This window comes from Lactococcus petauri, assembly GCF_002154895.1.
Taxonomy (GTDB): domain Bacteria; phylum Bacillota; class Bacilli; order Lactobacillales; family Streptococcaceae; genus Lactococcus; species Lactococcus petauri.
On record NZ_MUIZ01000004.1, the window covers coordinates 23298 to 37302 of the forward strand.

Annotated in this window: 13 protein-coding genes; 8 read left to right on the forward strand and 5 right to left on the reverse strand. The window is 36.6% G+C overall.

Annotated features, from left to right (window positions below; translation table 11 throughout):
* Positions 1-194: 194 nt before the first annotated feature.
* From BZZ03_RS06850 to BZZ03_RS06885, 8 genes are read left to right on the forward strand one after another with little or no spacing between them, the layout of a single operon-like run.
* Positions 195-2282, forward strand: a complete 2088-nt coding sequence (locus tag BZZ03_RS06850) for a type I restriction-modification system subunit M (protein ID WP_086582843.1) — start codon at positions 195-197, stop codon at positions 2280-2282.
* Positions 2279-3493 (forward strand): restriction endonuclease subunit S, encoded by a 1215-nt coding sequence (locus BZZ03_RS06855; RefSeq protein ID WP_086582844.1) that lies wholly within the window; start codon positions 2279-2281, stop codon positions 3491-3493. The genes BZZ03_RS06850 and BZZ03_RS06855 overlap by 4 nt, the downstream gene beginning before the upstream one ends.
* A gap of 3 nt (positions 3494-3496) precedes the next feature.
* Positions 3497-3682 carry a hypothetical protein gene (locus tag BZZ03_RS06860; protein ID WP_086582845.1) on the forward strand — a complete coding sequence of 62 codons (186 nt, stop codon included), beginning with the start codon at positions 3497-3499 and terminating at the stop codon, positions 3680-3682.
* On the forward strand, positions 3657-4202 hold the full coding sequence (locus tag BZZ03_RS06865) for a hypothetical protein (RefSeq protein WP_086582846.1): 546 nt from the start codon (positions 3657-3659) through the stop codon (positions 4200-4202). The genes BZZ03_RS06860 and BZZ03_RS06865 overlap by 26 nt, the downstream gene beginning before the upstream one ends.
* Before the next feature lie 12 nt (positions 4203-4214).
* Entirely contained in the window at positions 4215-4499 is a 285-nt protein-coding gene (locus tag BZZ03_RS06870) for a hypothetical protein (protein WP_086582847.1), read from the forward strand.
* Positions 4441-6006, forward strand: a complete 1566-nt coding sequence (locus tag BZZ03_RS06875) for a hypothetical protein (protein ID WP_143466334.1) — start codon at positions 4441-4443, stop codon at positions 6004-6006. The genes BZZ03_RS06870 and BZZ03_RS06875 overlap by 59 nt, the downstream gene beginning before the upstream one ends.
* 29 nt (positions 6007-6035) lie before the next feature.
* Positions 6036-6638 carry a protein adenylyltransferase Fic gene (gene fic, locus BZZ03_RS06880; protein ID WP_086582849.1) on the forward strand — a complete coding sequence of 201 codons (603 nt, stop codon included), beginning with the start codon at positions 6036-6038 and terminating at the stop codon, positions 6636-6638.
* 11 nt (positions 6639-6649) lie between these two features.
* Positions 6650-9601 (forward strand): type I restriction endonuclease subunit R, encoded by a 2952-nt coding sequence (locus BZZ03_RS06885; protein ID WP_086582850.1) that lies wholly within the window; start codon positions 6650-6652, stop codon positions 9599-9601.
* Between the two features lie 61 nt (positions 9602-9662).
* Here the strand turns inward: BZZ03_RS06885 and BZZ03_RS06890 are convergent, their stop codons facing one another.
* The 5 genes from BZZ03_RS06890 to menB are packed head-to-tail and all read right to left on the reverse strand — an operon-like array spanning position 9663 to position 13974.
* Complete coding sequence (locus tag BZZ03_RS06890; RefSeq protein WP_086582851.1) at positions 9663-10316, reverse strand: GNAT family N-acetyltransferase; 654 nt, start codon at positions 10314-10316, stop codon at positions 9663-9665.
* Complete coding sequence (locus tag BZZ03_RS06895) at positions 10309-10686, reverse strand: PaaI family thioesterase (RefSeq protein WP_086582852.1); 378 nt, start codon at positions 10684-10686, stop codon at positions 10309-10311. The genes BZZ03_RS06890 and BZZ03_RS06895 overlap by 8 nt, the downstream gene beginning before the upstream one ends.
* Positions 10683-11786, reverse strand: coding sequence for an o-succinylbenzoate synthase (gene menC, locus BZZ03_RS06900; protein ID WP_086582853.1), 1104 nt, complete (start codon positions 11784-11786; stop codon positions 10683-10685). The genes BZZ03_RS06895 and menC overlap by 4 nt, the downstream gene beginning before the upstream one ends.
* Positions 11776-13128 (reverse strand): o-succinylbenzoate--CoA ligase, encoded by a 1353-nt coding sequence (gene menE / locus BZZ03_RS06905; protein ID WP_086582854.1) that lies wholly within the window; start codon positions 13126-13128, stop codon positions 11776-11778. Before menE ends, menC begins: the two co-directional genes overlap by 11 nt.
* A 3-nt stretch (positions 13129-13131) precedes the next feature.
* Entirely contained in the window at positions 13132-13974 is an 843-nt protein-coding gene (gene menB, locus BZZ03_RS06910) for a 1,4-dihydroxy-2-naphthoyl-CoA synthase (protein WP_003134096.1), read from the reverse strand.
* Positions 13975-14005: the final 31 nt, after the last annotated feature.

Consider the following 14005-nt stretch of genomic DNA (forward strand, 5'->3'; position numbering starts at 1 on the left):
GGAGCTAACAATATAACAGTGGGATTACTTTGTGAAGTGGAGAAAGGTAAAAAAATAGGATTTCACATGTTTAAATTATTGTTCGGACGAGTACGTTATAGGCATAATAAAAACTACTGTCACAAAGAGATATACGACTGTAAATTTGTTATAATAGAGCTATCTAAATCAAGAAAAAAGAGTATAAATAGAATATGTCAGAAAATTTCAATCCCATCTTTCAAAAGAATAATATAAATATTTCCAACGAGGTTAATTTAGTTTGGTCTATTGCCAATACATTGCGTGGCGCTTATCGTGCAGACAAATATAGAGATGTTATCATCCCCATGTTTGTTATTGCTCGTCTGGAAGCTGCACTTGCAAAGACTAAAGACAAAGTAGTTCAAGCTTACAAGAGTAAAAACGATACACCAAAACAAGTTCTAGAAACGATTTCGGGATATAAATACTATAATACGAGTGAATTTACACTCAAAAAATTGCTTGATGATCCGGATAATATAAAAATAAATTTTGAAACATATCTCGCAGGTTATTCTGAACGTGTACAAGATATTTTGCGTAGCTTAAAATTTGAACAAGAAATTGATAACTTAGCAAAATCTGGGCGACTCTATGGTGTGATTAAGAAATTCTCAGAACTTGATCTTTCTCCCAGCACTGTGGATTCAATCAAGATGGGGTATATGTTTGAGGATATTATTCGTCGCTTTTCTGAAAATGAGGAGGCTGGCTCTCACTATACACCACGCGAGGTTATCGGTCTGATGGTGAATCTCTTGTTAGCAGGTAGTAATCAGAAATTATTCCAAGATAACAAAGAAATAAAGATATTAGATATGGCAGCTGGCACAGGTGGTATGCTTGCGACTACAAAATCTTATATCAAACAACTGAATAATAAGGTTAATGTACGTCTTTTTGGTCAAGAACTCTTGCCAGAAACCTATGGTATTGGGAAAGCGGACATGCTTATTCGTCAGGACAATGCTGATAATTTTGTAAATTCCGATACGTTAAAGGATCCGGATCCTTTTTCTGATACAGAAATGAACTTTGTTATTGCTAATCCACCCTTTGGTCAAAGCTGGGGCGGGAAAGATGCGGATGACGGCGTTGAGTCAGCAGTCAAAGAAGACCATAACCTTTTTGTGAAGACAGAAGGCCGAGAAGGACGTTTTGTGGATACTCCAGCAAGTGGTGATGCACAGTGGCTTTTCCACTTGCATGCGCTCAAGAAACTGGATAAAGATGGACGAGCCGTGATTATTTCCAATGGTTCTCCCTTGTTTTCTGGTGGAACAACCTCTGGTGAAAGCCAAATCCGTCGCTATATTCTGGAAAATGACTTGTTGGAAACGATTGTCGCTCTACCCGGACAGTTTTTCTATAATACAGGTATTTCCATCTATATTTGGCTGTATAACAAAAATAAACCGCAAGAACGACAAGACAAAGTACAGTTTATTGATGCTTCACAAGAATTTGTCAATCTTCGTAAGTCATTAGGCCAAAAGCGCCGGGAATTGTCTGAAGAGAATATTACTCATGTCATCGATTGGTATCTCTCCAACACAGAAAATAAAAATGTGAAGTTTTTTGATACAAAAGAGTTTCGTTATAAAGAGTATACAGTGATGCAACCTTTGCAACGCCGAGGAATCATTTCTGATGAAACGATTGAAAATGTCAAAGCCCTTCCCTTCTTTACAAAACTTTATGATGAAACTAAAGCACGCGTTCTTTCAGAGATTGAACCTCGAGGAGCCAAAGAAGAAAAGGAACTGAAAAAGTTAGAAGAAGGCAAGGTATCACAAGATAAAATATTAGGAGCGCTGGAAAATGCTAAGTCAGATCAAACTTATCCTGACTTTGAGAAATTTTTAAAATTAATCACAGATTTACCTTATGGTGTAAAACTCACAAAAGCCAACTATAATGCTATAGCACTTGCTATGAGTAAGATGGATAAAACGGCAAAAGTAATCAGGACGAAAAAGGCGGATAAAACTGGGGAAATAGCCAATGGTATCGTTTATGATAAGACAACGAAAGATACTGAGATCGTCAAGCTTTCAGAGAAAGTAGAAGAATACTTTGCGCGGGAAGTGTTCCCACATGTACCCGATGCTTACTATTGGGATGAAGATAAAGTAGGTGCTGAATTTCCTTTCACCCGCTATTTCTACGAATACCAAGCGCCAGAACCTGCAGAGAAACTGTTGGCGGAATTTAAAGCATTAGAAGCACAACTACAGCTGCTTTTGGAGGAACTATGAGTGAGAAGATGAAAGATTCAGGTGTGGATTGGATTGGTGAGATTCCTGAGGGGTGGGAAACTTCAGAAATTCAATATAAATTTGAGCAGGTAAAGCGCAAAAATATAGGTAACCAAGAGAAAAATTTACTTTCTTTGAGTTATGGAAAAATTATCCAAAAAGATATTGAAAAGAGTATGGGCTTACTCCCGGAAAGTTTTGAAACTTATAATATTATTGAAAATGGCGATATTGTTTTCAGGCTAACCGATTTACAGAATGACCAAAGAAGTTTGCGGGTAGGTCTGGCTAAAGAAAAAGGGATCATTACGTCAGCCTATCAGACGATTCGGCCTAAAAATTCAGGGGAGATTGATTCAAGATACTTTTTCTACTTGTTTTATGATTATGATATTCAAAAAGTATTTTATGGTATGGGAGCTGGCGTCCGTCAAGGACTGACTTTTGAAGAGTTAAAGCGATTAAAGATTATTGTTCCTAAATCATTATCAGAACAAAAAACAATCGCAGACCACCTTGACAAACAAACTTCCAAATTTGACCAAGCACAAAAGTTGCTGAAAGATGAGATTGAACGACTTCGTGCCTATAAGAAATCTCTGATTTATGAAACTGTTACTAAAGGGTTGGATAAAAATGTTCAGCTAAAAGATTCAGGGGTGGATTGGATTGGTGAGATTCCTGTTGGGTGGGAAGTTGTTTCGCTTAAAAACATAGTACAAATTAAAAATGGACGTGAAATAGAAAAGAGTGTTAACAAGGGATATCCAGTTTATGGATCAGGTGGTGTTTTCAAATATACAGACAAGTATCTTTATGATGGTGAAAGTGTTCTACTTGGTAGAAAAGGAACAATTGATAATCCACAGTATGTAACGGGGAAATTTTGGACAGTTGACACTTCTTACTATACAATTAGTTCTGGGAGGTTGTGTACAAAATTATTTTATTATCAATCTTTACTTTTTGATTATCAATTTTTTCAAACTGGAAGTACGTTACCCAGCATGACTCAAAAAGATTTAGGATTGATTAAGTTACCTTTCCCAGAAAACCTACTTAAGCAAGAAAAATTAGTCGAATATCTTGATAGAAAGATAGATATAATAGATAAAATTATCAAAATCAAGGGGGAACAATTTACGAATCTGTCAGAGCAGTGTAAAACCTTGATTTATGAAGTCGTCACAGGTAAAAGAAAGGTAAAATAGCATATGAGTGTTCAAGATCTATGTGCTGTAGTTGGTGCAGTTACAGGAGTATTAAGTTTTATATGGACAATATTTCAGCAAAATGAAATTAAAAGGATAAAAAATCAATCTTATTTAAAAAATAGTGGTTTTGTAGAAAAAAATTCTAAAGCAGGTGGAGATATTGCAGGACGAGATATTAAGAAATAGCGGTAGTGTTGGAAACAATTCTAAAGCAGGTAGGGATATCGCAGGACGTGATATTAAGACGAATATTCTAAATATTTTTGGAAAAAATAGAAATCAAAAATCAGAAATTTTTAATGTAGTTAAGTCTTTAGATAAACGCGCAAAACTTTTATATCGTTTAGATGAAATTAGTGATTTCAATCCCGATTGGCAAGAAAAAATTGATTTTAATTCCTTAAATACTTGGAAAAAAATATTTGAGAACAGAGCAGCCCAATTAGAAAAATTTGAAGAGGAAATTATTTCTAATTTAACTGTACCAGAAATTTTACTGCTAGATTTATCTAATAAATATGCTAGGTTATCTAATGAAAACATTAGTTCAGATTCTAAGTGCATGTTAATTGAAAAACAGCTCCTAGAAACGGTTAATGGTGGTAGAAGTGATAAAATATGTGAAGAAAATAAAACTGCAGGAATCGAGTTAACTATTTATTGGGCATTTACTAGATGTCAAATATTAGAAAATCCGCCTAGATAAAAGGAGTACGAGGTGCTTATTACAGATTTCGGTCTAAAACCTGAACAGACAATTTACTATATTATAGGACAGATTTTGCATGTGTTGAAGCAAGGTGATGAGACGGAGGAAAATATTATTCTTAAAATTTTTGGAACATCACCAAAACCTTATGAAATTTATAGATTTAATATAGCTTTATATGTGTTGCTTTTATTAGAAAAATTTAGAGTTTACATTAGAGATGAGGAAATAGTCTATGTATATCAAGAAGTTAATGTTAAAAACCGCAACAGGAACAACTATCAGGATAATTAAATTCAATAAATCAGTTAATATTATCACAACTACACTGGAAGATGAGCAAACAAATAATAATAATGTTGGAAAATCCACAGTAATTGATTTAATTGATATTGCTCTTGGAGCAAGTTTTGAGCATAAAATAAAAAGATTTTCTGACACACTTCAACAAATAGTTGATGAAAAAAAAGTCTATATTGAATTAGAAATTACAAATGAAGATAAAAAACATCTTTTAAGAGTAAACCTTTTTAATAAAAAATATTTTATTGATGGAGAACCTAAAGCTGTTAAAGCATATGGAACAGCTATTAGGAATCTATTATTTAATGATGTTCCAGAAAATATAGCAAATAGAAAATTAATTCCAAGATTTTTAATTTTAGAGCTTCCATCAAATGAAGAGAGAGTTATCCGTTATTTAGATTTTAATGCAAGTACTCAAAATGAAATGCTGGGGGTATATGAAGCAACATATGCTTATTTTCTAAACATTAAAAATAAAACACAGGAAATATCTAAACTTCTTAAAGAACGTAACAAGCAGTTTTCTTCCGAAAAAACACCTAAATCTGTCAAAATTAATGAAGCAGTAAAAATTTTACAGGATACTCCTGTTAGGAAAGAGGGATATGGTGAAAAAAATGAAGAAATTAAAAAATATCAATATTTAGTTGATGAATTTCAAAGCTTACAATTAAAAAAAGAGCTTCTTGAGGAAGAAAGTAAATCTATTGGAGTAAAAGTGGATGATAATGTGATAAGATTACTTTCAGAAGAATTATCAGATTTAGTTCCTGATGTACAAAAAGCGTTTGATAAAATCTATAATTTTAATCAGTTAAGAGAGAACAATAGAAAGAAGTACCTTAAGAAACAACTTTTGCTAGTTGATAATGCTCTTTCAGCTCTAAATGTAAAATTGTCATTTTATAGACAGCGACTGAACGAGTATATTAACTTTTCTGATAAAAAAATATTTAATTTTGATAAGTACAATGAAGAACTATTTTCTGATTTTAAACAAGCACTTGATGATAAGATTGTACAAGATGAAGTTAAGATTACTATATCTGAAATTGAGGGTTTATTTTCTGATGAAGTAATAGACAGTTTTAATTTGAAGTTATCAAATTTCACTAAGAATATTATTGGTGTTCCATATCATGTAAAAATCAATCCAAATCTATCACCTAAGAAACGTGCAGTACCATTAATTTTTCCTGAAAATCAAGGAAGTGGGACAGGACGTTTGCATCAACTTGCTTTTGCATTTACAGCTGCAATTATATCAATTAATGGGTCAAGAGAGTTTCCGCGATTTATTTTACAAGATATCAATGAAGTAACTGATGAAGAACCTTTTGAAAAAATGTTTGATATTGCTGTTCAAAATAATATACAATATATAACACCAATATTGAGCAGTAAATTATCTGATGATTTGAAAAAAAGATATCCACCAGTCTTAACTTTATCTAATGATGATATGTTATTTGAGCCTAAAATAAGTTTAGAGTAATGAAGATTTAAATATAATAGGAGCCATAAATGACCCTAAAAAACAAACTAAACATAACAAACTCAGCCCAACTCCGTCGTGAAGAAGAAATCATGACAAAGAAAAAGGCAAAGCAGCTTTTTGATTCTGGTGATATTGATAAGATAGAAATTGGAACTTTTAAAGGCTTGGCTCAGGTCCATCATTATTTGTTCAGTGATTTATATGACTTTGCAGGAAAGATTCGTGACGTTAATATTGCTAAGGATGATTTTCGTTTTGCACCAGTAATGTATCTTTCTGTTGCGCTTGAGAACATTGATAAGATGCCGCACGAGACTTTTGAGCAGATTGTCGAGAAGTATGTGGAGATGAACGTGGCACATCCTTTTCGTGAAGGGAATGGTCGTGCGGGGCGTATCTGGTTGGACTTGATTTTCAAAAAATCTTTGGGGCAGGTTGTGGATTGGAATGCCATTGAAAAAGCAGACTATTTATCTGCTATGAAGCGCAGCCCGATTAAAGACATTGAAATCAAGCATGTTCTCAAATATGCGCTGACAAACGATCTAGGAAGAGAAACCTTCATGAAAGGTATTGATAACAGTTATTATTATGAAGGCTACAATGAACTCAGCATTGACGATTTATAGAAAGTAAACAAATGGCAACTCTTAATATTAAAGAACGTTATGATTTTCAGCAGTGGATTTTGAAGGATTTTCAGAAACTTAATGGATTTGAAATTCGTGAGGCGATACATTATGATGCACGTATTGCGATGGATAAGGAGTTACTTTGGAATTTTCTGTTAGCTACACAGCCTAAAACTCTAGAAAAACTGCAAAAAAAGTTATCTCGTGAAACCATTATTAATGTTATTAATCAAGAAATCATCAAGAATGGCTTACTTTACAGTTTGAAAAATGGTGTCTTTCTTGAAAATGTTCAACTCGATTTGATGTACCGCAAGCCAGCCACAAATTTTAATGAAAAAGCAAACCAACTTTATGCTCAAAATCATTTGTCGGTCATGGAAGAGGTCAATTATGAAAATATGGAGCGAGTGGATCTGGTCATTTTTCTGAATGGTTTGGCCTTGTTTGCGATAGAGCTAAAATATAACCCAAGTGGACAAAGCGTTCAAGATGGGATTAAGCAGCTAAAAGGTAGGAATCCTAAAAATCGACTTTTCCAGTTTAATGCAGGTGTTTTAGCTTGTTTTGCTGTTGATGCTTTAGAAGTTTTTGTGACGACACAACTTAAAGGCCAAGACACCTACTTTTTACCCTTTAATATGGGAAGAGGAGAAGGAATTGAGCAAGGCGCAGGGAATCCTCATAATGAAGACGGTGCAGATTCTGCTTATCTTTGGCAAGAAGTTCTTACAAAAGCGAGCATTTTTCAGTTAATCGAACGTTTTATCTTTTTAACACCAGATAAGAAAGATATTATTTTTCCACGCTATCAGCAAAGAAGAGCTGTGACACGTGTTTTAGAAGATATGCGAAACAATGCTACGGAAAATAACTATCTGATTCAGCACTCCGCTGGTTCTGGGAAAACGAATACCATCGCTTGGCTTGCACACAGTTTGGTGAGTTTACATGATGCTGAAAATAAAAATGTGGTTGACACGGTTCTAATTGTAACGGATAGGATCGTCGTAGACCGACAGCTGCAAGATGCTGTTCGGGCTATTAGTCATCAATCTGGTGTGATTAAAGTCATGGATGACAAAGCGACATCCAGTGATTTAGCAGATGCTTTGGCAAGTAATACGAAGATTATCGCCACAACGATTCATAAGTTTGCGCAGATCAATAAGTCTGAATGGATGTCGACGGGTGCAACAGCAAAGAAACGCTTTGCCATATTAATTGATGAAGCACATAGCTCAACGACTGGTTCTTACATGAGTGCTGTCAGTCAAGTTCTGACTGAAACAGACTTTGAGGACGGTACCATTGATGAAGTTCAAGAAGTGAGCGTAGGAGATGCGATAGAGCAAGAAATAGCCCGTACAGGGAAACAGGATAATATATCTATTATTGCTTTTACTGCAACACCTAAGGGAACAACATTACAGCTTTTTGGTGAAACCAAGCCTGATGGTATTGGTAAAAAACCTTTTGATGTTTATAGTATGAAACAAGCTATTGAAGAAGGCTTTATTCTTGATGTTTTAAATAACTATGTCACTTACGAAACTTATTACAAACTCAATAAAGTTGTTGAAGAAAATCCTGTATTTAAAACTGCCGTTGCGAAACGTAAGATAGCAAAATTTATTGAATTATCTGATGAAAATATCAACAAAAAAATTGAAATAATTATGGACCACTTTATCACACACGATATTATGGCTGAACTTGGCGGTAAGGGAAAAGCGATGATTGTGACAAGTGGCCGTGAGGCAGCAGTTAAATATCAACAAGCACTCAATCGTTACTTTAAGGAACATCATATTACAAGCATGGGTGCTTTAGTTGCATTTTCTGGTAAGGTTGATGTAGAAGGTGCCGAGTACTCAGAAGCGTCAATTAATGGGATCAAAGAAGAAAATCTGAAAGATAAATTTGATACAGATGATTTTCAAGTTCTGATTGTAGCTAATAAATACCAGACAGGCTTTGATCAGCCGAAACTTGTTGCGATGTATGTAGATAAGAAGTTACGTGATGTGGCGGCTGTTCAGACTTTATCACGTCTTAATCGTATTGTTAAAGGATACAATAAAAAAACGTTTATTCTTGATTTTAAAAATACTTACGAAGATATTAATAAAGCTTTTGCGCCTTATTATCGGGAGACAGTTTTAGCCGAAACGATTTCTCCAAGTGATATTTTGGATTTGCAAAGAAAAATTGATAGCTTTGCTATTTTAGAGGATGATGTTGTTCATGAGTTTAATCAGTTTCTTTATCAAGAAAAGCGTACTAGTCGAGATAAGAAAAAAATGACTGCGCTTTTGAATAGAGGCTATAATCTGGTTCAAAGATATGATGAAAAAGAACAGCTGACAATCAAGAAAACAATTCGGGGCTTTCTGAGAATGTATACATTCTTGATACAAGCAACTGCTTACCAAAATGAAGTTCTGCATGAAAAATATAATTACTTACAGTCTTTAGTCAAAATGATTGATGTCCGCTTAGGTGGGAATGATTTCTCAATAGCAGATAAAATTGTTGTGGATTATATGAAGCATAAGCAAACAGGTGAATATCATATAGCAGAATTACCCGAAGACTACGAAGTGAAGTTGAATAAACCAAGTCTTGGAGATATCACTGAGGATCAGGAGAAAAAACTTTCTGAAATTATTGATGAAATCAATGAGCAACTCAATCTCGATATTGATGATACAGTTGGTGTTACAAGTGGTATTGCTATCCGAGAGTTGCTCAAGAAAAATAAGAGGCTAGAGGCATCTGCTCAGGTTAACACACGAGAGGACTTTAGATTTACTCTTGATGATGAGATGGACAATGCTCTAACGGAAGGATATATGCAAAACCAGGACTTCTTCGGTGCTTTGCTAAATAACGAAGCTTTCAAGAAAAGAATTGCTCAAGTTTTTGTAGAAGATGTTTATAGAAGTTTTAAAAATTAAGTACAAAAAAACACAGTTACTTTTAGTAGGGTAACTGTATTTTTTTATTTTAAACAATATATTATTGTTCTACGCGCCCCGCATAAACATAATATTCCTCAACATCCTCTTCTGAAACTTCCGCATCATTACTCCAAGAGAAGCGCTGTGCGGCGATTCTTTTTAAGCCTTTCTTCTCGTAAAAAGGATAGTTGGAATAGCTGTCTGTAAGTAGGAAGAAGGTTTTTGCTTTATTTTCTTTTAAGTAATCAAGGAAAAGCTGATAGAGTTTACTGCCAAGACCTAAGCCTTTGTAGTTCTCATTTAAGATTAAGAGGTTTAAGGCAGCATCAAAGGTTTCCTTGCTTTGCTGTATAAGTTCCTCATTGAGCTTCATGGTTTCCAAGTAAAAGTCAAAAACGGTTTCTGGTTTTCCTTGGTTGATAATTAAACTCAGCGCTTCAAGTTGGCGATATCTTATTCGACTTTTGGGAAAGAGATCAGGAGTGAGGGCAGCAGCGACGACGCCGATAATTTTCCCCTTATCTTTAGCGACAAAGACTTTTGTGGAGGTCAAGAGGATTGTTTCAAGAAAAAAATCAGCCATAGGCAAGACATTTTCTTGTTTATTCCATTCTTGATAAGCCCAAGTGTCGATAATTAATTGATTGATATACGCAAGTTCGGCTTCATCTATATCCACCAATTCTGTAAATAGTATGTTGTCTTTATTCATATCTTTTTGCCACAATAGCGTTGGTTACAGTGACTTGTGCCACTAAAACCTCACGCGCATCTGTAAACTTCAGCTCCCACACATGTGTACGCCCACCTTTGTGCAGAAGAAGACCTTGAGCAAAGAGTATTCCTGCTGCTTTAGTTGGGTTTAAATGATTGCCATTGACCGCTTGGCCGACAGCAAAATGTTTATCGTCCAGCAAGAGATTACTTGCCATACCAGCAGCAACCTCAGCAAAGGCCAGCGTTGCACCACCATTTAAGAAACCTTGAGGTTGCGCGTGAAAGTCCCCTAAAGGCATTTGAGCGGTAAAACCTGTTGGGGTTAAAACCAGCTTTTGAATACCCAGTTGTTCAATTAAATTCATGTAAAAATCTCCTTTTTCACGGTGTAATATTCAAGTGCTGCTTGATTGATAGATACACCCAAGCCCTTGCCACGCGGTTTATTCATCTTGCCTTCAATAAATTTAATCTCTGGTACGATTAAATCTTCCGTAAAATAATAGGACGAATCTGACAAATCCCCGGGCATGGCATTGTCGCTTAAAGTGGCTAGTTGTGTATGCAATATCTTGGAAATACCACTTTCGACCATACTGCCAATCCAGAAGGAAATGTTATTTTTCCGGCAAAAGGCGATAGCTTTTTTTGTTTGATAAAGTCCACCTAAGCGGCCAATTTTGATATTGAGCATGGTTTTTCCCTTAAGTTGAGAAAGGGTCTGTAAATCACTCCAACTTTGGACATTTTCATCAAAACAGATAGGTGTTGAAAGCTGCGGAAGAATGTCTTTATAATCTTCGAGATTATCAGTAGCAAAAGGCTCTTCAATGCAGACAAGTCCAAATTGATCGAGCTTTACCAGCGCTTCGATATTTTCAAGGGCATAAGAACGGTTGGCATCAACAGCCCATTGGAGCTGAGGATAATGCTCTACAGCATATTGGACGCGTTCAAAACCATCCGCGGGTTTAATTTTAAGCTTTATTCTTCCCACACCTTGGGCGATTAAGGCTTCGATTTTTTCAGGAAGCTGCTCAAAAGGCACATCGCCCAAGACGGCCCCACGGGATAAAGTTTCTGTCAATGGTTCAGGAAAAAGGGCAGCGATTGTATTTTTTCCTTGAGCTTTGTAATAAAGATCCAACAAGGCATTCTCCAAACCTGCCATTGCCATCGGTAAGGGCTGCTCAAAAAACTCATGAATCTCAAAGGGATGTGTGAAGTTTGCTGTCATTACTTTTGGAATGTAAGTCTGCGCCAAGCATTCCCATGAGCTGTCAAATGTTTCTTGCGTGTAGAAAGGTGTGGTGAAGCTTACGCATTCACCATATCCTCGATGGCCGGTTTCGTCTTCGGCAATGATAATAATGGTGTCACGCTGCTTCAGCTCACCTTTGGCTGTCTTGAAGTTAAACTTCATCGGAAGTTGGACGTGATTCAAACTAATTGATCTAAGCTTCATGTTTTAAATTTTTCCTAAGGATTTTGCCTGAGGCATTTTTGGGTAGAGCATTCATTTTGATAATCTGACGGGGAAGTTTATACTTGGCCAGACGTTGACGCAAAAAGCTTGTAATTTCTTGTATATCGGGCGTCCCAGCGTAGAAAAGAAGTGGCACTTGACCCCAAGTCTGATCTTCCTGCGGGACAAGCGCACATTCGATAATCCCCTCTAAGCTATAGAGTAAATCCTCAATCTCTTTGGGATAAATATTTTCTCCACCGGAAATAATGATATCTTTACGACGATTGAGAATATAAAGGAAATTGTCCTTATCAAGATAGCCAATATCTCCAGTGTTGAATAGATGAACGTCCTCTTGATTAAGATAACCTTTCATGAGCATTGGCGATTTTAGATGTATTTCGCCAGCCTGATCAGCATCAGGGTTTAAAATTTTAATCTCTACGCCGGGAAGTGCTTGACCGACAGAAGTTAGCTTGTCCGGATGTTCCAAAATGTTGAAGGTAACAGATTGGGAAAAAGTTTCGGTCATCCCGTAAGTTTTGTAGACAGGTAGACCTTGTGCAAAACATGCCTGTATCAAAGGTTGGGGAATAAATTCTCCCCCTAACAAGAGGACGCGAAGACTTTTGGCAGCAATTTTTTCATGAACACGTTTAAGCATGGTCGGTACCATGGAAACCATATTGACCGAGCTGTTATTAATCAGTTTAATCAACTCTTCCTCATCGAAAGAAGCACGTATTGTGGCCTGAGTGGCATTATAGAGGCTGCGCATGATGATGGATAGACCACTGACATGAAACATGGGGAGAACAACAAGCCAGTTGTCTTCTGGAAGAACGCCCATGGTTGCTGCAGAAGCAGCAACATGTGCTGCAAGCATTTTCCATGTGATAGGAACTGATTTGAATTTTCCAGTTGTTGCACTGGTGTTCATGATCACAGCAATTTTCTCTGGCGCTGGCTGCCAATTGAGCACAGCTCTGCTGGTTTCTAAAGAATGGATATCAGAGAAAGACAAGTCTGCTGGATAGGTTTGCTGGTCCGAAGCAATCAGCAGTTCCACATCAAGTTCAGTCAGTTGCTCTCGAATTTCATTAGCTGTAAGATGGGTGTTGAGCAAGAGGACTTCCTTATCCAAAGCCAACAGCGCAAAGAGCACAATTGCCATCTCTGGCGAATTTTCTGAAAGAAGAGCTAGGCGGTTGTGCCTAGCTGTTTCTTTGTTTAAATGTTGGGCTGTCTGAACAGTTTTATCGTAGACTTCTTTAAAAGTCAGTTGATTTAAGAAAAGTTTATTTGGCGATTTTTCAGCCTGTTCTTTTAACCATTTCATAGCTTATGGGAATTTAGGGAATTGATCAAAGTCAGGTTTGCGTTTTTCTTTGAAAGCATCGCGCCCTTCTTTGGCTTCATCACTGAGGTAGTACATGAGCGTTGCATCACCAGCAAATTGTTGCAAGCCAGCAAGTCCATCAGTTGCAGCATTCATTGAGCCTTTAAGCATACGAAGTGCCATTGGTGACAAGGCAAGCATTTCTTCGGCCCATTTAACTGTTTCGTCTTCAAGTTGATCAAAAGGTACAACAGTGTTTACCATGCCCATATCCATTGCTTCTTGTGCAGTGTATTGACGGCAGAGGAACCATATTTCACGTGCTTTCTTTTGACCAACCATAGCAGCCAAGAGTCCAGCACCATAACCAGCATCAAAAGAACCAACACGTGGGCCTGTTTGACCAAACTTAGCATTTTCAGAAGCAATCGTTAAGTCACAAACGATGTGGAGAACGTGCCCACCACCGATAGCAAAACCGTTGACCATAGCAATAACAGGTTTTGGTGTAATACGGATCAAGTGTTGCAAGTCTAAGACGTTAAGACGAGGAATTTGATCTTCACCAACATAGCCACCGTCGCCACGGACTTTTTGGTCGCCGCCAGAACAGAAAGCTTCTTTGTCTTCGCCTTGGCCGTGATTAGCACCTGTCAAAACAATGACACCAATCGAAGTGTCATCACGTGCTACAGTAAAGGCATCAATAAGTTCCACCACTGTTTTAGGGCGAAACGCATTACGTACTTCAGGACGATTGATCGTAATTTTCGCAATACCGTTATAAGTTTCGTAAATGACATCTTCGTACTTGCGGTCTAAAGCAAGCCAGTTATATTTTGACATAATTTGTCTCCTTTTTTTGTTTATTTATTCA

What these genes read in the sequence shown, in the direction of transcription:
- menE (WP_086582854.1), bottom strand. Translation starts at nt 13,128, where the DNA reads ATGAAATGGTTAAAAGAACAGGCTGAAAAATCGCCAAATAAACTTTTC.
- BZZ03_RS06855 (WP_086582844.1), top strand. Translation starts at nt 2,279, where the DNA reads ATGAGTGAGAAGATGAAAGATTCAGGTGTGGATTGGATTGGTGAGATT.
- BZZ03_RS06850 (WP_086582843.1), top strand. Translation starts at nt 195, where the DNA reads ATGTCAGAAAATTTCAATCCCATCTTTCAAAAGAATAATATAAATATT.
- BZZ03_RS06875 (WP_143466334.1), top strand. Translation starts at nt 4,441, where the DNA reads ATGTATATCAAGAAGTTAATGTTAAAAACCGCAACAGGAACAACTATC.
- menC (WP_086582853.1), bottom strand. Translation starts at nt 11,786, where the DNA reads ATGAAGCTTAGATCAATTAGTTTGAATCACGTCCAACTTCCGATGAAG.
- BZZ03_RS06860 (WP_086582845.1), top strand. Translation starts at nt 3,497, where the DNA reads ATGAGTGTTCAAGATCTATGTGCTGTAGTTGGTGCAGTTACAGGAGTA.
- BZZ03_RS06885 (WP_086582850.1), top strand. Translation starts at nt 6,650, where the DNA reads ATGGCAACTCTTAATATTAAAGAACGTTATGATTTTCAGCAGTGGATT.
- BZZ03_RS06895 (WP_086582852.1), bottom strand. Translation starts at nt 10,686, where the DNA reads ATGAATTTAATTGAACAACTGGGTATTCAAAAGCTGGTTTTAACCCCA.
- menB (WP_003134096.1), bottom strand. Translation starts at nt 13,974, where the DNA reads ATGTCAAAATATAACTGGCTTGCTTTAGACCGCAAGTACGAAGATGTC.
- BZZ03_RS06890 (WP_086582851.1), bottom strand. Translation starts at nt 10,316, where the DNA reads ATGAATAAAGACAACATACTATTTACAGAATTGGTGGATATAGATGAA.
- fic (WP_086582849.1), top strand. Translation starts at nt 6,036, where the DNA reads ATGACCCTAAAAAACAAACTAAACATAACAAACTCAGCCCAACTCCGT.